A 17,125-nucleotide genomic window follows, 5' to 3' on the forward strand; every position below is an offset into this window, starting at 1 on the left:
GCGGCGGCGCGTATTTTACTTGGCGTCGAGCGCCTGACGAATTTCGGCGATGAAACTCGTCAGCGACGCGGCCGCGGTGTCCGGCGGCGCTTCCTCGAGCAACTGCACGAGGCGGCTGCCGATAACGACGGCGTCCGCGACTTCGGCGACGGCGCGCGCAGTTTGCGCGTCGCGAATGCCAAAACCGACGCCGACTGGCAGCGGCACATGCGACTTGATGGCCGGGATTTTACTCGCGATGCTGGAAACGTCCAGATTTGCCGCGCCGGTCACGCCCTTGAGCGATACGTAATAGACGTAGCCGCTCGCGATCTTGCCGACTGCCGCGACGCGCTCGTCGGTGGACGTCGGCGCGAGCAGGAAGATCGGATCGATGCCGGCGGCACGCATTGTCTCGCCGAATTCGACCGCTTCCTCGGGCGGATAATCGACCACGAGCACGCCGTCGACGCCCGCTTCCCGCGCGGCTTGCGCAAAGGCATTGGCGCCCATGCGCTCGATCGGATTGGCATAGCCCATCAGGACGACGGGCGTTTTGTTGTCGGTCTGGCGGAAGCGCGCGACATCGGCGAGCACACGCTTCAACGTCATTCCGCGTTCGAGCGCCCGTTCCGACGAACGCTGGATGACCGGGCCGTCCGCCATCGGATCGGAAAACGGCACGCCCAGTTCAATGACGTCCGCGCCGCCCTTGGCCAGCGCGTGCATAAATTCGACGGTCTGTTCGGGGTTCGGGTCGCCCGCCGTGATGAACGGGATCAGCCCTTTTTTACCCTGCGCGGCGAGTGCCGCAAAAGTATTCTTGATACGGGACATGAGAATTCTCGAAGTCGTATTCGTTAGCGTCGATGCCGCCTTTCAGCATCTGACGCGATCAGCGACGAAATGCGCGCATCCGGCGCTATTCGACGGCCTGCGCGGCGGTATCCGTGGCGATAGTCGTCTTGCGGCGCACACGTGCTGGTTCGCTCGTCCGAAGCTTCGCAGCATGGGCCTCGGCGATGCGATCTGCGGCGATCGTGCAGTAATCTGCATTGATCTCATAGCCCGTGAATTCGCGGCCATGACGCGCGCAGGCTACCGCTGTCGTGCCGCTGCCCATGAACGGATCGAGCACGCGTCCGCCCGGAGGACAACTCGCGAGCACCATCCGCTCGACGATCTCCAGCGGCTTTTGCGTCGGGTGATCGACGCGCTCCGCATGCTGTCTGTGCAGCCGCGAAACCGACCAGACATCCTTCGGGTTATAGCCAAGCTCCAGCCACTTGCTGCCTTCGAAGATCTTGCGCGAACGCGCTTTTTTCGTCTCTGCGTCGTAAGGGATGCGCACCGGATCGAGATCGAAGTAGTAGTCCTTCGATACCGCGAAATAGCCGATGTTGTCGTGCACTGACGTGAATTTCCGCGTCGTTCCGCCCATGCTCGGCACACGCCGGTCCCAGACGATCTCGTTGATCATCAAAAGCCGGCGCTTCAGGAACACGAACAGTTCGGGCGAGTATTGCCACGTGCAGAACATATAGAGTGAGCCGCTCGGCTTGAGCTTCGGAATCGCCAGATCGAGCCAGCGGTACGTCCACTCGAGGAAAGCTTCGCCCGACAACATGTCCGAGTCGTTCCCGTAATCCTTGCCCAGACCATAAGGCGGATCGGCCACGATCAAATCGATCGAGGCGTCGGGAATGTTCGCGGCATCGGCCAGGAAATCGCGGTTGCGGATGTCGGGACCGGCGCCGATGAGAGCGCCGGCAGACAAAGGCTCGTCGATGACAGTGCGCATCGTTCAGGAGCTCAGAACTGAATGCCCGATCGCTCGGCGACCGTATGCATATCTTTGTCGCCTCGGCCCGACAAGTTGACGAGCAGCACCTTGTCGCGCGGCAGCGTCTTCGCGAGCTTGGCGCCGTATGCGAGCGCATGACTCGATTCGAGCGCCGGGATGATGCCCTCGATTCGGCAGCAGTCGTGGAACGCCTTCAGCGCTTCGTCGTCGGTGATGCCGACGTACTCCGCGCGTCCCGCGTCCTTCAGCCACGCGTGCTCCGGACCGACGCCCGGATAATCGAGACCCGCCGACACCGAATGCGTCTCGATGATCTGACCGTTTTCGTCCTGGAGCAGATACGTACGGTTGCCGTGCAGCACGCCCGGACTGCCACCCATCAGCGATGCAGCGTGGCGGCCCGTATCGATGCCGTCCCCGGCCGCTTCGACGCCGATCAGCCGAACGTCTTTGTCATCGATATACGGGTAAAAGATGCCCATCGCATTCGATCCGCCGCCAACGCACGCGATCACGGCGTCCGGCTGACGGCCGGTCATTTCCGGCATCTGCACGCGGCATTCGTCGCCGATCACCCGCTGGAAGTCGCGCACCATCATCGGATACGGATGCGGCCCCGCCACGGTCCCGATGATATAGAACGTGTTTTCGACGTTCGTCACCCAGTCGCGCATGGCTTCGTTGAGCGCATCTTTCAGCGTCTTCGAGCCGGATTCGACCGGCACGACCGTCGCGCCCAGCAGCTTCATGCGATAGACGTTCGCCGCCTGACGACGCACGTCCTCGGCACCCATATAGACCACGCACTCCATGCCGAAACGCGCAGCGATCGTCGCCGTGGCAACACCGTGCTGGCCCGCGCCCGTTTCCGCGATCACACGCGGCTTGCCCATCTTGCGGGCGAGCAGCGCCTGACCGATCACGTTGTTCACTTTGTGCGCGCCGGTGTGATTCAGGTCTTCGCGCTTCAGATACAGCTGCGCGCCGCCGAGCATTTCGCTCCAGCGTTTGGCGTGATAAATGGGAGACGGACGGCCCACGTAATGCTTGAGCTCGTACTCGTATTCGGCGATGAACTCGGGATCTTTCTGTGCCGCTTCATACGCGACGCGCAATTCGTCGAGCGCGTGGATGAGCGTTTCGGAGACGAACACGCCCCCATATTGGCCGAAATGGCCTCTTTCGTCTGGCAAGTTATACATTACGTCACTCTCTCGGTTACATGAGCCGGCTGTGCGGCTCACGTTCGATTCACCCGGCATCCGCCGCGCGCACCGCGCGCACGAATGCCGCCATTCGGGCGGGATCCTTCACGCCCTTGGCGCCCGGCACTTCAATGCCGCTCGAGACATCGACCGCGTACGGGCGCACACGCCGAATGGCGTCACTGACGTTTTGCGCGTTCAACCCACCACTCAAAACGGCCTGATGCCCGAGATCTGTTGGGATAAGTGACCAATCGAATACCTTTCCACCGCCGCCGAAGCCCTCGACGAGAGCGTCGAGCAGAAGGCCGCCTGCGGCTTTGAACTCAAGAGACGATTCTATCAAATGGTCTGCCGACGCATCATGCCCAATACGCAATGCACGCCAATAGGATAAACCCGCAATTCCGGCAAGTTCCTCGCAGTGTTCGGGCGTTTCATCGCCGTGAAACTGCAACAGCGAAAGCGGAACATTCGACGTGACTTCCCGGATCCACTCGGGCGTCGCATTCACGAACAGGCCCACAGCCGACACAAGCGGCGGCACGTGGCGCGCCAGTTCGACCGCCTGTGCCACGCTGACCGAGCGCGGACTCGGCGGATAAAACACGAAGCCGACGGCGTCCGCGCCCAGCGCAACGGCGTGTTGCACGTCTTCGACACGCGACAGTCCGCACAGCTTGATGCGGGTTCGATGCAAATCTCTTTCGGTCATTTCGGCTCCGCCCAGACGGCGCTCCACGGCATGCTGGCGATGTGCGGCGGCGGCACAGCAAAGTGTTCAGGATAGCCGACCTCGGCCAGATACAGCCCGTCGGGCATGAAGGTCGGCGCGGCGGCCCGGCGGTCGCGTGCGGCGAGCACCTCGGCCATCCACGACGACGGATGACGGCCCCGGCCGATCGCGACGAAGCATCCCATCAGGTTGCGCACCATGTGATGCAGGAACGCGTTGGCGCGAAACCGGAAATGGACGAAGTCGCCCTGCTCGCGCACGTCGATCTGATGAAGGTGCTTGACCGGCGTTTTCGACTGGCAATCGGCCGCACGAAACGACGAAAAATCGTGCGCGCCGATCAGGCACGCGATTGCGTCGCGCATCGCGGCGACGTCGAGCGGCGTATGGACCCAGCCCGCGCGCTTTGCGAGCATCGGCGAACGCACCGGATTGACGTAGAGCACGTAATAGTAGGTGCGCTCGAAGGCCGCGAAACGTGCGTGGAAATCATCGGACATCGGCTTGGCCCACTGCACCGCGACGGTCTCCGGCAGGAAGGCGTTCGTGCCGCGCACCCACGAGAAATCGGTGCGGTCCAGATCGGTATCGAAATGCACGACCTGGCCAAGCCCGTGCACGCCCGTATCCGTGCGTCCGGCCACGACTGTCTGCAGCGGCGTCTGCGCGAAGTTCGCGAGCGCGCGCTCCAGTTCGTTCTGCACCGTCTTGCCGTGCGGCTGGGATTGCCAGCCGCAAAACGCCGATCCATCGTACTGAATACCTAAAGCAATGCGCATTTCAAGAGTGCGGTGCGAGCGTCGAGAGCAGTGTGGCGGCCTGCTGGCGTGTTGCAGGATCGTTCGATTCGATCACCTCTTGTAGCAAGGTGCGCGCGCCCTGGAGGTCGCCCAGTTCGATGTACTCGGCAGCAAGTTCGAGCTTGTTGCGCGCGATGGTCGCCAGTTGCGCGGGGGTCAGCGCGGGTAGCGGCTCGGTCGCGCTCGACGTTGGACCGAGGTCGAAATCGAGGCTCAGCGGTCCGAAACGCGTCGCGCCGAGACCCGCGACCGACGCCGCGCCCGCGGTCCCCGCTTCGATCTGCGCCGCGACCGATTGCGGCTGCTTCGCCTCGGTATCGGCCGGCTGCGGCGGGTTCTCCGCCACCGGTTGCGGCAAGAACGGCGCCTGCTCGATGGGTTGCGCGTCGTCTAGCGGCTCGGCCGGCGGTGCTTCCAGGGGCGCTTCCGGCGTCTGCGACGCCGGCGCCGGAAGCGCGTCATTGGCGGGCTCGGCGAGCTTCAGCTCCATGCGCGGCGGCAAGTCCATGTCCAGCGAGTCGAGCGCCTGAACTGCCTCCTGCGGGAACTTCGGCATCGGGAAACTGTGCGCGATCGAAGGTTCGTCGTCCGGATCCTGCTCGTCCGCAGTGCGCGCCTTCAATTCGCGAAGCTCGGCCTCGTGGGCGACGATCTCCCGCGCCGCAGCCTCGCGCGCCTGTTCCTCGCGCCCGGTGACTTCGCGCATTTCGGCCTGACGATTGGCCGCGTCGCGAGCAAGCGTTTCGCGCGCGGCCGCTTCCCTTGCACGTTCTTCGCGTTCTTCGCGCTCCAACGCCTCCTGAGCGGCCGCGCGGCGCGCCGCGGCTTCGCGCTCTTCGGCTTCCCATTTTTCGGCGGCTGGCCCGGTCGTCTGGTCGGCTTGGCGTGCGTTCGGCTCGGCCGCGCCGGGCAAAGGCGGAACGAAATCGGGATGCCGCGCGGCAGGCGAGATCGGTGCGAATGGCTTGGCATCCTCGACCGGACGAAGCGGCTCCGCTTGCGCTTCAGTACTCGACGGCTCTGGCGTCGCAGGTGCTTCGATGGTCGGCGGCAGTTCGTCGTCCGATGGCGTCATGCGTGCAGGCACCGTGTCGGCGTTTTCGACGGCCGGCGCAGTCGCATCGGGTTCCGATGTGCTACGCCCGGTCGACTTGCCTCCGAGATCTGCCGCCGCGACAGCAACGGCGCCAGCCCCAGCGGCCGAAGCAGCCTGCCCCTTGGCAAGCGATCCGTTGCGCGCAGCCGCCTCGGCTTGCGCTTCCTCGAGGGAGGCGTATGTGCGGGGCGATGCATCGTCGTCGGCGCGCTTTGCGTCGTTTCGCTTGCCGCGTCGACGCATCAGGAACAGACCGGCGATCACCGCAATCGCAATGCCGATGATCACCGGCGACATGCCACCGCTCTTTTCGGGCGCGGGCGCCGTGCTCGCGGGCGCGCTGGCGGTCGTCACCGGCGCGGACGCGGTTTCGGCAGTCTGCGCCGGCGCCGACGCAACGTCTTGAGGCGCGCTCGCGACCGGCTCTACGGCGGATGCCGGTGCCGCGGCCGTCGCGCTCTCGGACGAAGGCGCGCTCGCGTCACTGGCCGCCGAAGACTCGACCGCTGCGTTTTGCGCTTCGGCAGAAGCAGACGCAGACGCCGGAGCAGAAGCCGCCACACCGCCCAGTTCCGGCGGCACGCTCAGCACGGAGCCGAGCTTCAGCTTGTTGATGTCGTGATTGGCGAACGCGTTCGGATTGGCTTCGAACAGCGCGCGCGCCGCACGCGCACGAACGTCGCGGTCTTTCGATCCCGTCAGCTCGCCGGCGATATCGCTCAGCGATTGCCCCGGCTTCACCGCGTATTGCGCCGCGCCGTCGGCCGCGGGCGTCGCGCTGGCGGCGGCGCCGTTTGCCTGAGCAAAGGCATTGCCCGGTGCCGCCCAAAACACCGCACATACGGACAAGCTTGCCGCAGCGAGCGCCGCGCGCGATGACGAAACGAAAGACCGGCGAGGTCGTTGGATCATTGAAGCTCCGGAAGGCGGCGAAATCGAAACGAAACGGCAACAGCCGTCCGCGCGAATACGGTTTTGCAACGAAGCAGCAAAAAAACAAAAAGCGCCGCGAGACACGCGACGCTTTCTGGTTCTGGCCGCGCTTCTGGCGCGTAGTTTACTTTACTTGTCGAGCAGAATGCGCAGCATGCGGCGCAGCGGTTCGGCCGCGCCCCACAACAACTGGTCGCCGACCGTGAACGCCGACAGATATTCGCCGCCCATCGCCAGCTTGCGCAAACGTCCGACCGGCACCGTCAGCGTGCCCGTGACAACCGCCGGCGACAGATCGCGCATCGATGCTTCGCGTTCGTTCGGCACAACCTTCACCCAGTCGTTTGCGGACGCGAGGATCTCGTTCACTTCGTCGAGCGGCACGTCCTTGTTGAGCTTGATGGTGAGCGCCTGCGAATGGCAGCGCATCGCGCCGATGCGCACGCACAGACCGTCGACGGGAATCGAGCCCGGCTGACCCATCGCGGGCTTGCCAAGAATCTTGTTGGTTTCCGCGCCGCCCTTCCACTCTTCCTTCGACATGCCGTTGCCGAGATCCTTGTCGATCCACGGAATCAGCGAGCCGGCGAGCGGCACGCCGAAATGGTCGACGGGCATGCGCTCGCTGTTCATGGCGGCGAGCACGCGGCGGTCGATGTCGAGAATGGCCGAGGACGGATCGGCGAGATCTTCCTTCGCCGCGCCGTAGAGCACGCCCATCTGCTGCAGCAGTTCGCGCATGTTCTGCGCGCCCGCGCCGGATGCGGCCTGATAGGTCATCGCCGTCATCCAGTCGACGAGGTTCTCGCGGAACAGGCCGCCGAGCGCCATCAGCATCAGGCTGACCGTGCAGTTGCCGCCGACGAAGTCACGCCCGCCCTTGACCAGCGAATCCTTGATGACGTCGAGATTGACCGGATCGAGAATGATCACGGCGTCGTCCTTCATGCGCAGCGCGGAGGCCGCGTCGATCCAGTAACCCTTCCAGCCCGCCGCGCGCAGCTTCGGATACACCTCGTTGGTGTAGTCGCCGCCCTGGCACGTAATGATGGCGTCGCACTTTTTCAGGTCGTCGATGCTTGTCGCGTCTTTGAGCTTCGTCTCGTTTTTGGCGAACGACGGCGCGTTGCCGCCCGCATTGCTGGTGCTGAAGAACACCGGTTCGATCAAGTCGAAATCGCCTTCCTGCTGCATGCGTTGCATCAGGACGCTGCCGACCATGCCGCGCCAACCAACGAGACCTACGTTCATGACTCACTACCTTTGAAGTGGACGCTTCCCCGCATCTTTACCCGGCGTGGCCGCGCGGGGAAGACGCTCGGACACGGGGGACGATCAGCGAATCGTGATCGTTTTGATGGAGATTTTCGTAATGCGCGTTTTCGACGTGCCAATGGTGGCGTCGATGCGCGTGCTGCCGATTTTGCCGATGGCGAGTTCCGTCACGCTGGCGTGTGCGCCGCGACCGATGGAATCCAGAGAGAATTGAGAGTTCTTCGCCATGACAAAAGAATATACACGATAACCCGAAGTTTTCGTCAGCCCGACTCGCGCGCGATCAAAATTCGTGCGGATCTTGCGCGAATATCAGCAAAAGGAGACGATCGGCCGCTTTATTGCGCGAACGGCCGATCGCTCTTCGAGCATTTACAGCGCCTTCAGCACCGCGTCGCCCATTTCCTTCGTGCCGACGATCTTGCCGTCCGGCGTCGCGATGTCGCCGGTGCGATAGCCCTGCTCCAGCACCTTCTTCACCGCGCTTTCGATACGATCGGCCTGCTCCGTTTTGCCGAGCGAGTAACGCAGCATCATTGCAGCGGACAGGATGGTCGCGAGCGGATTGGCGACGCCCTTGCCCGCGATGTCCGGCGCGGAACCGTGCGACGGCTCGTACAGCCCCTTGTTGTTCTTGTCGAGCGACGCCGACGGCAGCATGCCGATGGAGCCCGTGAGCATGGCGGCTTCGTCCGAGAGGATGTCGCCGAACATGTTGCCGGTGACGACCACGTCGAAGGCCTTCGGCGCCTTGACGAGCTGCATCGCCGCATTGTCGACGTACATGTGCGACAGCTCGACGTCCGCGTATTCCTTCGCGACGTCGATCATCGTGTCGCGCCACAGTTGCGACGTTTCGAGCACGTTCGCCTTGTCCACGCTCGTCAGCTTCTTCTCGCGCTTCTGCGCCGCCTGAAACGCGACGTGCGCGATACGGCGCACTTCGGGTTCGGAATAACGCATCGTGTCGAAGCCTTCCTTCGCGCCTTCGAACGGACCGTCCGGCGCCTGACGAACGCCGCGCGGCGCGCCGAAATAGATGTCGCCGTTCAATTCGCGCACGATCAGGATATCGAGTCCCGAAACGATTTCCGGCTTCAGCGACGACGCGCCCGTCAGCTGCGGATAGCAGATCGCCGGACGGAAGTTCGCGAACAGTTGCAGATGCTTGCGCAGGCCGAGGATCGCCTGTTCGGGACGCAAAGCGCGCTCGAGCTTGTCGTACTTCCAGTCGCCGACGGCGCCGAACAGGATGGCGTCGGCTTCCTTCGCGAGCTTCAGCGTCGATTCAGGCAGCGGATGGCCTTGCGCCTCGTAACCCGCGCCACCGACCGGCGCCTCTTCCAGTTCGAATTTCTCGCCGAGCGCGTTCAGCACCTTGACCGCTTCGGCCATGATTTCCGGACCGATCCCGTCGCCGGGCAACACTGCAATCTTCATGTCTCGATTTCCTTTGGGTCTATCTCCGCAACGGCGGAGTAATGCCAGGCGGTACGGGACCGCCTTGGCCTATCAATCTCATTTAGCCGACGAGCCGATGGTTCAGCCACGGCTGCTTCGCGAGGCGCTCGGCTTCGTACTGGCGGATTTTGTCGGCGTGACGCAGCGTGAGGCCGATATCGTCGAAGCCGTTCAGCAGACAGTATTTGCGGAAGCCCGGCACATCGAACTTGTACTCGGTGCCGTCGCCGGTGCGCACGACTTGCGCTTCGAGATCGATCGTCAGCTTGAAACCGACGAACGCATATGTCTCGTTGAAGAGCTTGTCGACTTCCTGCTCGGTCAGCACGACCGGCAGCAGCCCGTTCTTGAAGCAGTTGTTATAGAAGATGTCCGCGAAACTCGGCGCGATGATCGCGCGAAAGCCGTATTGATCCAGCGCCCACGGCGCATGTTCGCGCGAACTGCCGCAGCCGAAATTCTTGCGCGTAAGCAGCACAGACGCGCCCTGATAACGCTGCTGATTCAGCACGAAATCCGGATTGAGCGGACGCTTGCTGTTGTCCTGGCCGGGCTGGCCGACATCGAGATAACGCCATTCGTCGAACGCGTTCGGGCCGAAGCCGGTGCGCTTGATCGACTTCAGGAACTGCTTCGGGATGATCGCGTCGGTATCGACGTTTTCGCGGTCGAGCGGCGCGACGAGGCCGCTATGCACAGTGAATTTTTCCATGACGCTTGAGCCTTTGACTTTACCGGTTGATCACGCGAGCTTGCGCACGTCGACGAAGTGCCCTTCGATGGCGGCCGCGGCGGCCATTGCGGGGCTTACGAGATGCGTGCGTCCGCCCGTGCCCTGACGGCCTTCGAAGTTGCGGTTGGACGTCGATGCGCAGCGTTCGCCCGGTTCGAGCCGGTCGGCGTTCATGGCGAGGCACATCGAGCAGCCCGGTTCGCGCCATTCGAAACCGGCGTTCGTGAAGATCTTGTCGAGGCCTTCGCGCTCGGCTTGCGCCTTCACGAGACCCGAGCCCGGCACGACCATCGCCAGACGCACGTTCGTCGCGACGCGCTTGCCGAGCGATTTCACGACATACGCGGCGGCGCGCAAGTCTTCGATACGCGCATTCGTGCACGAGCCGATGAAGATCTTGTCCGGCCGGATGGCTTCGATCGGCGTGTTCGGCGTGAGCGCCATGTAGGTCAGCGCGCGTTCCATCGCATCGCGCTTGACGGGGTCTTTTTCCTTCTCGGGATCGGGCACGCGGCCGTCGATCGACGTCACCATTTCCGGCGACGTACCCCAAGTCACTTGCGGCACGATCTCGGCCGCATTCAGCTCGACGACGCGGTCGAACTGCGCATCCGGATCCGACTTGAACTGACGCCAGTACTCGACCGCCTGATTCCATTCGACGCCCTGCGGCGAGTACGGCCGGTCCTTCAGATAGTTGATGGTCGTGTCGTCCACGGCGACCATGCCGGCGCGCGCGCCCGCTTCGATCGCCATGTTGCAGACCGTCATGCGGCCTTCCATCGACAGTGCGCGGATGGTCGAGCCGCCGAATTCCATCGCGTAACCCGTGCCGCCCGCCGTGCCGATCTTGCCGATGATCGCGAGCACGATGTCCTTCGCGGTGCAGCCGCGCGGCAACTGGCCTTCGACCTTGATCAGCATGTTCTTGCTCTTCTTCTGCAAGAGCGTTTGCGTGGCGAGCACGTGCTCCACTTCCGACGTGCCGATGCCGTGCGCCAGCGCGCCGAACGCGCCGTGCGTGGAGGTGTGGGAGTCGCCGCAGACGATCGTCATGCCGGGCAGCGTCGCGCCCTGCTCCGGCCCGATGATGTGCACGATGCCCTGACGCAGGTCGTTCATCTTGAATTGCGTGATGCCGAAAGCATCGCAGTTCTGGTCGAGTGTATCGACCTGAAGCTTCGACACCGGATCGGCGATGCCGTGCGAACGGTCGGTGGTCGGCACGTTGTGGTCGGACACGGCCAGATTCGCGCTGATGCGCCACACCGGGCGCTTCTCGAGCTTCAGGCCTTCGAAGGCCTGCGGGCTCGTCACTTCATGCAGCAGGTGACGGTCGATATAGAGGATCGAGGTGCCGTCGTCTTCCGTGTGGATCACGTGGGTGTTCCACAGTTTGTCGTAGAGAGTCTGTGCCATGGTGAGCGCTTTCGTGGGTGACTGCGGGGAATGTGCTGTCGTGGGTCCAGCGACAGCTTGTGAACCGATTATGCCACTTCCGGGCGCGGTCCGGGTACTAGGCTGATGGAAAAAACCTTGTAAAAACAGATAGTTATGCTAGTGGTGGCGATACCCGGATCGGCACTACCACCTTGCGTCGGCGTCCGGGTGCGCGCGATAGGCGTGCATTGGCTTAACCCGTTTGGCCGAATGGTCGGTGCGCATGGCGTCGCTTAGTCTGTTATCGGGCGCTTCATCATGCGCTCGTAATAACATTGTATTGACCGAACACCCAAAGGAGTTATAACATAGTGCTTCCATACTCGATCACGAGCGACTCCATGAAAACCACGATCCGGAAGATGGGCAACTCTCAAGGCGTCCTGATTCCCAAACCATTGCTTGCCCAGCTGGGCCTTGAAAAGGAGGTCGAAATGGAAATCGAAAATGACGCGATCGTATTGCGTCGTCCGCGCAACAAGACTCGCCAGGGGTGGGCCGAAGCCAGCAAGGCGCTCGCACAGAGCGGGGATGACGCGCTCGTCATGGGCGAGTTCGGCAATGCTGACGACGCGGAGCTCAAATGGTAGCCCGTGGCGATATCTGGCTGGTCGCGCTAGACCCGACTCTCGGCAGCGAGATTGAAAAGACTCGACCGTGTGTCGTGGTCTCGCCGGGCGAGTTGCACGAACATCTGCGCACGGTCATTGTCGCGCCGATGACTTCCAAGGGAAGGCCTGCTCCCTTTCGCATTCCGATCTCGTTCAAAAGGCAGGAAGGGCTCATCCTCCTGGATCAGATTCGCACTGTCGACAAAGTGCGGCTGGTCAAAAAAGAGGGGGCCGTTTCTGACGATACGCTCTCGAGCACATTGAGCACTTTGCAGGAAGTGTTCGCCGAGTAGCCAACGATCAATGCAGCGTCTTCCGGGTTTTCGCGTGGCATCGAAAAAAAAGCCCCGGCGGTTACCCGCCGGGGCTTTCACAGCAACTTGAGGCTGACTACGCTTAGCGCTTCGCCAACGGCTTCGCTTCACGCGGCGTCTGACCGATAAACAGCTGACGCGGACGACCAATCTTCTGTTCCGGATCCGCGATCATCTCGTTCCATTGCGCGATCCAGCCGACCGTACGCGCCATCGCGAAGATGCAGGTGAACATCGAGGTCGGGATGCCCAGCGCGCGCTGCACGATGCCCGAGTAAAAGTCGACGTTCGGATACAGCTTGCGCGACACGAAGTATTCGTCTTCCAGCGCGATCTTTTCGAGCTCCATGGCGAGCTTGAAGAGCGGATCGTCATGCAGGCCGAGTTCGTTCAGCACTTCGTAGCACGTTTCGCGCATCAGCTTGGCGCGCGGGTCGTAGTTTTTGTAGACACGGTGACCGAAGCCCATCAGCTTCACGCCCGAATTCTTGTCCTTCACCTGCTTGATGAACTCGGGAATGTTGTCGACCGAGCCGATTTCTTCCAGCATGTTCAGTGCGGCTTCGTTCGCGCCGCCGTGCGCCGGGCCCCACAGGCACGCGATACCCGCTGCGATACACGCGAACGGATTTGCCCCAGACGAACCCGCCAAACGCACGGTCGAGGTCGATGCATTCTGTTCGTGATCTGCGTGCAGGATCAGGATGCGGTCGAGCGCGCGCACGAGCACGTCGTTGACCTTGTACTCTTCGCACGGGTTCGAGAACATCATGTGCATGAAGTTCGCGCTGTACGAGAGTTCGTTCTTCGGATACACGAACGGCTGGCCGATGCTGAACTTGTACGCCATCGCAACCAGCGTCGGCAGCTTCGCGATCATGCGGATCGCGGAAACTTCGCGGTGACGCGGATCGTTGATGTTCAGCGAGTCGTGATAGAACGCCGACAATGCGCCGACTGCCGCCGTCAGCACCGCCATCGGGTGCGCGTCGCGACGGAAGCCGCGGAAGAAGAAGTGCATCTGCTCGTGCACCATCGTGTGACGCGTGACCGTGTCCACGAATTCCCTGTTCTGCGCTTCGTTCGGCAGTTCGCCCTTCAGGAGCAGGTAGCAGGTTTCGAGGAAGTCCGCGTTCACCGCGAGTTGCTCGATCGGGTAGCCGCGATACAGCAGCTCGCCCTTGTCACCGTCGATATAGGTAATCGCAGAATTGCACGACGCCGTCGACATGAAGCCCGGGTCATACGTGAACTTGCCGGTCTGACCGTACAACTTGCGGATGTCGATCACGTCCGGGCCCATCGTGCCCTTGTAGATCGGCATTTCGACGCTCGGCGAGTTGTCGCTGAACGATAGCGTGGCTTTAACATCTGACGGGGTCATAGCACATCCTCAATCGAAGTATGGATACAGGTTTTCGATAATTTGCACGACGGAAGCTGCGTGGCAAAACTGTACGGTCGGCCGTCTATCCGGGCGCCGATCTGTTGTGCAGTCGACTCGGTGCGAACCGCACTATTTTGCAAAACTCCGCGCATTCCTGCTGAAATCACACGGAGCGCAGCACGCCAAGCAAGCGGATCACATCCGGCGTTGCCAGGTCGCCTTCCGGCTCCGTGCGCGCCAACAGAAGGTCCATCAATTCGTTGTCGCTCAGCTCCAGCAGACGGGTCAATGCGGCCACGTCCGCGTCACTGAGCTCGTGCTCATATCGGCTGAAGAAACGATCGAAGATCAGATCGTTTTCCAGCAGACCGCGCCGCGCACGCCAGCGAAGGCGCGCACGACGAAGAGGGTCGGACTGATGCGGAAAATCGTCTTGGGTATCGACCATCACATAGTCCAATTCAGACAGCCCGCCGCACCATCAATTCCTTGATCTTGCCGATCGCCTTGGTCGGATTGAGCCCCTTCGGGCACACGTCGACGCAATTCATGATCGTATGGCAACGGAACAGACGATACGGGTCTTCCAGGTTGTCCAGGCGTTCGCCCGTCGCCTGATCGCGGCTGTCCGCGATGAAGCGATAAGCCTGCAGCAAGCCCGCCGGGCCCACGAACTTGTCCGGGTTCCACCAGAAACTCGGGCACGACGTCGAGCAGCTCGCGCACAGAATGCACTCGTAGAGACCATCGAGTTCATCGCGCTCCACGGGCGACTGCAGACGCTCCTTCTCCGGCGGCGGCGTATCGTTGATCAGATACGGCTTGATCGAATGATACTGGTTGAAGAACTGCGTGAAGTCGCAGATCAGATCGCGCACCACGGGCAGTCCCGGCAGCGGACGCAGCACGATCTTCTGCGGCAACTCGTTCAGATTCGTCAGACACGCGAGACCGTTCTTGCCGTTGATGTTCATCGCGTCCGAGCCGCACACGCCTTCGCGGCACGAACGACGGAACGACAGCGTCTCATCCACTTCCTTCAGCTTCACGAGCGCGTCGAGCAGCATGCGTTCATGCGTCAGATCGAGCTCGTACGTCTGCATGCGCGGCGCTGCGTCCTTGTCCGGATCGTAGCGATAGACTTCAAAAATTCTCTTTGCCATTTCGATTTCCTTGCGCTCTCGTGCCTTAGAAGGTCCGTGCCTTCGGCGGCACCGATTCGACCGTCAGCGGCTTCATCTGCACCGGCTTGTAGTCGAGGCGATCGCCCTCGCTGAACCACAGCGTATGACGCATCCAGTTCTCGTCGTCGCGATGTTCGTAGTCGCTGTGCGCATGCGCCCCGCGGCTTTCCTTGCGCGCTTCCGCCGACACCATCGTCGCGCGCGCCACTTCGATCAGGTTCGCCAACTCCAGCGCCTCGACCTTCGCGGTGTTGAACACCTTCGACTTGTCCTTCAGATGCACGTGCTTCACGCGCTCGGCCAACTCATCGATCTTGCCGACACCCTCTTCCAGCAGCTTCGAGGTGCGGAACACGCCCGCATGCGCCTGCATGGTCGAGCGGATGTCGTTGGCGATGCTCTGCGTGTATTCGCCCGATGTGGACTTCTCCAGCACCGCGAGACGTTCCATCGCGAAGTCGGCGGCATCGGCCGGCAGCGGCTTGTGCTCTTTCAACTCCTTCGCGTGCTTGATGATGTGATTGCCCGCGGCGCGCCCGAACACGACCAGATCGAGCAGCGAGTTCGTGCCCAGGCGGTTCGCGCCGTGCACCGAGACGCACGAACATTCGCCCACGGCATAGAAGCCGTTGACCGGATCGTTGTAGCCACGCGCCGTGCCGACCACCTGACCATGCATGTTGGTCGGAATGCCGCCCATCTGATAGTGGATGGTCGGCACCACAGGAATCGGCTCCTTGATGCAATCGACGTTGGCGAACTTGAGCGCGATCTCGCGAATCGACGGCAGACGCTTCATGATCGTCTCGGCGCCGATGTGCGACAGGTCCAGCAACACGTGATCCTTGTTCGGACCCACGCCGCGGCCTTCCTTGATTTCCTGATCCATCGAACGCGAGACGAAGTCGCGCGGCGCGAGATCCTTCAGCGTGGGCGCATAACGCTCCATGAAACGATCACCATTCGCATTGCGCAAGATGCCGCCTTCGCCGCGCACGCCTTCGGTGATCAGCACGCCCGCGCCTGCAACGCCTGTCGGGTGGAATTGCCAGAACTCCATGTCCTGCAGCGCGATGCCCGAGCGCGCGGCCATGCCGAGGCCATCGCCTGTATTGATGAACGCATTCGTCGATGCCGCGAAGATACGCCCCGCGCCGCCCGTGGCGAACAGCGTGGTCTTGCCTTCGAGGATATAGACCTCGCCCGTTTCCATTTCGAGCGCGGTGACGCCGAGCACGTCGCCGTCGGCGTCGCGGATCAGATCCAGCGCCATCCATTCGACGAAGAAGTGCGTTTTAGCGGCGACGTTCTGCTGATACAGCGTATGCAGCAGCGCGTGGCCGGTGCGGTCCGCTGCGGCGCATGCGCGTTGCACGGGCTTCTCGCCGTAGTTCGCGGTGTGGCCGCCGAACGGGCGTTGATAGATCGTGCCGTCCGCGTTGCGGTCGAACGGCATGCCCATGTGTTCGAGTTCGTACACGGCATTGGGCGCTTCGCGGCACATGAACTCGATCGCGTCTTGGTCGCCGAGCCAGTCCGAGCCCTTGATGGTGTCGTAGAAGTGGTAGTGCCAGTTGTCTTCGCTCATGTTGCCGAGCGAGGCGCCGATGCCGCCTTGCGCAGCGACCGTATGCGAGCGCGTGGGGAACACCTTCGAGAGCACCGCGACGGAGAGCCCCGCGCGCGCGAGCTGCAGCGACGCGCGCATGCCCGAGCCGCCTGCGCCCACGATGACCACGTCAAAGCGACGACGCGGCAGGGAAGTCTTGATTGCAGCCATGTTCTTTAAACTCTCCAGAGAATCTGTGCAGCGTAACCGGCGCATCCGATGAGCCACAGGATGGTCAGCACCTGCAGGAACAGGCGCACGCCCATGGGCTTCACGTAGTCCATCCAGATGTCGCGAATGCCGACCCACGCGTGATAGAAGAGGCAAAGCAAGGCTACGAAAGTGGCGAGCTTCATCCACTGGGTCGCGAAGATGCCCGCCCAGCCTTCATACGAGAAGTTGTGCGCGGCGAAGAACCAGAAGAGAAGAATGACGGTGTAGACGGCCATCGCGACCGCGGTGATGCGTTGCGCGAGCCAGTCGCGCAGACCGTAGTGCGCGCCGACGACCAGGCGCTTGGGACCGACTCGATTGTGGGTTGCCATGTTCTTGTTATCT

The 17,125-nt window shown here is 62.4% G+C and carries 17 protein-coding genes; 2 read left to right on the top strand and 15 right to left on the bottom strand.

Going from position 1 to position 17,125, the window contains the following annotated elements; all coding sequences use genetic code 11:
• Positions 1 to 15 precede the first annotated feature (15 nt).
• The 10 genes from trpA to leuC all read right to left on the bottom strand — a co-directional run bounded on the left by trpA (position 16) and on the right by leuC (position 11,441).
• Positions 16 to 816 carry a tryptophan synthase subunit alpha gene (gene trpA, locus BRPE64_RS20045; RefSeq protein ID WP_016355368.1) on the bottom strand — a complete coding sequence of 267 codons (801 nt, stop codon included), beginning with the start codon at positions 814 to 816 and terminating at the stop codon, positions 16 to 18.
• An 85-nt stretch (positions 817 to 901) separates the two neighbouring features.
• Entirely contained in the window at positions 902 to 1,780 is an 879-nt protein-coding gene (locus BRPE64_RS20050; protein WP_016355369.1) for a DNA-methyltransferase, read from the bottom strand.
• A gap of 11 nt (positions 1,781 to 1,791) precedes the next feature.
• Entirely contained in the window at positions 1,792 to 2,985 is a 1,194-nt protein-coding gene (gene trpB / locus BRPE64_RS20055; protein ID WP_016355370.1) for a tryptophan synthase subunit beta, read from the bottom strand.
• A gap of 49 nt (positions 2,986 to 3,034) precedes the next feature.
• Entirely contained in the window at positions 3,035 to 3,703 is a 669-nt protein-coding gene (locus BRPE64_RS20060) for a phosphoribosylanthranilate isomerase (RefSeq protein ID WP_044042799.1), read from the bottom strand.
• Positions 3,700 to 4,503 carry a tRNA pseudouridine(38-40) synthase TruA gene (gene truA / locus BRPE64_RS20065; protein WP_016355372.1) on the bottom strand — a complete coding sequence of 268 codons (804 nt, stop codon included), beginning with the start codon at positions 4,501 to 4,503 and terminating at the stop codon, positions 3,700 to 3,702. The genes BRPE64_RS20060 and truA overlap by 4 nt, the downstream gene beginning before the upstream one ends.
• Position 4,504: 1 nt before the next feature.
• Positions 4,505 to 6,532: a FimV/HubP family polar landmark protein gene (locus BRPE64_RS20070; RefSeq protein WP_069915711.1), complete on the bottom strand. Its 2,028-nt coding sequence runs from the start codon at positions 6,530 to 6,532 to the stop codon at positions 4,505 to 4,507.
• 150 nt (positions 6,533 to 6,682) lie between these two features.
• Positions 6,683 to 7,804, bottom strand: a complete 1,122-nt coding sequence (gene asd / locus BRPE64_RS20075; RefSeq protein ID WP_016355374.1) for an aspartate-semialdehyde dehydrogenase — start codon at positions 7,802 to 7,804, stop codon at positions 6,683 to 6,685.
• A gap of 396 nt (positions 7,805 to 8,200) precedes the next feature.
• Positions 8,201 to 9,268: a 3-isopropylmalate dehydrogenase gene (gene leuB, locus BRPE64_RS20080; protein WP_016355376.1), complete on the bottom strand. Its 1,068-nt coding sequence runs from the start codon at positions 9,266 to 9,268 to the stop codon at positions 8,201 to 8,203.
• Between the two features lie 82 nt (positions 9,269 to 9,350).
• Positions 9,351 to 10,001: a 3-isopropylmalate dehydratase small subunit gene (gene leuD / locus BRPE64_RS20085; protein WP_016355377.1), complete on the bottom strand. Its 651-nt coding sequence runs from the start codon at positions 9,999 to 10,001 to the stop codon at positions 9,351 to 9,353.
• Positions 10,002 to 10,031: 30 nt separating this feature from the next.
• The gene (gene leuC / locus BRPE64_RS20090) at positions 10,032 to 11,441 is read right to left on the bottom strand and encodes a 3-isopropylmalate dehydratase large subunit (RefSeq protein WP_016355378.1); all 1,410 of its coding nucleotides are present in this window, start codon (positions 11,439 to 11,441) and stop codon (positions 10,032 to 10,034) included.
• A gap of 362 nt (positions 11,442 to 11,803) precedes the next feature.
• Between leuC and BRPE64_RS20095 the strand changes: the two genes are divergently transcribed.
• Positions 11,804 to 12,052 carry an AbrB/MazE/SpoVT family DNA-binding domain-containing protein gene (locus BRPE64_RS20095; RefSeq protein WP_044042592.1) on the top strand — a complete coding sequence of 83 codons (249 nt, stop codon included), beginning with the start codon at positions 11,804 to 11,806 and terminating at the stop codon, positions 12,050 to 12,052.
• On the top strand, positions 12,046 to 12,366 hold the full coding sequence (locus tag BRPE64_RS20100; protein ID WP_044042594.1) for a type II toxin-antitoxin system PemK/MazF family toxin: 321 nt from the start codon (positions 12,046 to 12,048) through the stop codon (positions 12,364 to 12,366). Before BRPE64_RS20095 ends, BRPE64_RS20100 begins: the two co-directional genes overlap by 7 nt.
• A 103-nt stretch (positions 12,367 to 12,469) precedes the next feature.
• Here BRPE64_RS20100 and gltA read toward each other — a convergent pair whose 3' ends face one another.
• From gltA to sdhD, 5 genes are all read right to left on the bottom strand, one after another.
• Entirely contained in the window at positions 12,470 to 13,771 is a 1,302-nt protein-coding gene (gltA, locus tag BRPE64_RS20105) for a citrate synthase (protein ID WP_016355381.1), read from the bottom strand.
• Positions 13,772 to 13,937: 166 nt separating this feature from the next.
• Positions 13,938 to 14,222: an FAD assembly factor SdhE gene (locus BRPE64_RS20110; RefSeq protein WP_044042800.1), complete on the bottom strand. Its 285-nt coding sequence runs from the start codon at positions 14,220 to 14,222 to the stop codon at positions 13,938 to 13,940.
• Between the two features lie 13 nt (positions 14,223 to 14,235).
• Positions 14,236 to 14,937, bottom strand: coding sequence for a succinate dehydrogenase iron-sulfur subunit (locus tag BRPE64_RS20115; RefSeq protein WP_014193767.1), 702 nt, complete (start codon positions 14,935 to 14,937; stop codon positions 14,236 to 14,238).
• 25 nt (positions 14,938 to 14,962) lie between these two features.
• On the bottom strand, positions 14,963 to 16,738 hold the full coding sequence (gene sdhA, locus BRPE64_RS20120) for a succinate dehydrogenase flavoprotein subunit (protein ID WP_016346963.1): 1,776 nt from the start codon (positions 16,736 to 16,738) through the stop codon (positions 14,963 to 14,965).
• A 5-nt stretch (positions 16,739 to 16,743) separates the two neighbouring features.
• Complete coding sequence (gene sdhD, locus BRPE64_RS20125; RefSeq protein ID WP_016346962.1) at positions 16,744 to 17,112, bottom strand: succinate dehydrogenase, hydrophobic membrane anchor protein; 369 nt, start codon at positions 17,110 to 17,112, stop codon at positions 16,744 to 16,746.
• Positions 17,113 to 17,125: the final 13 nt, after the last annotated feature.

Origin of the sequence: Caballeronia insecticola (assembly GCF_000402035.1) — a bacterium.
GTDB lineage: Bacteria > Pseudomonadota > Gammaproteobacteria > Burkholderiales > Burkholderiaceae > Caballeronia > Caballeronia insecticola.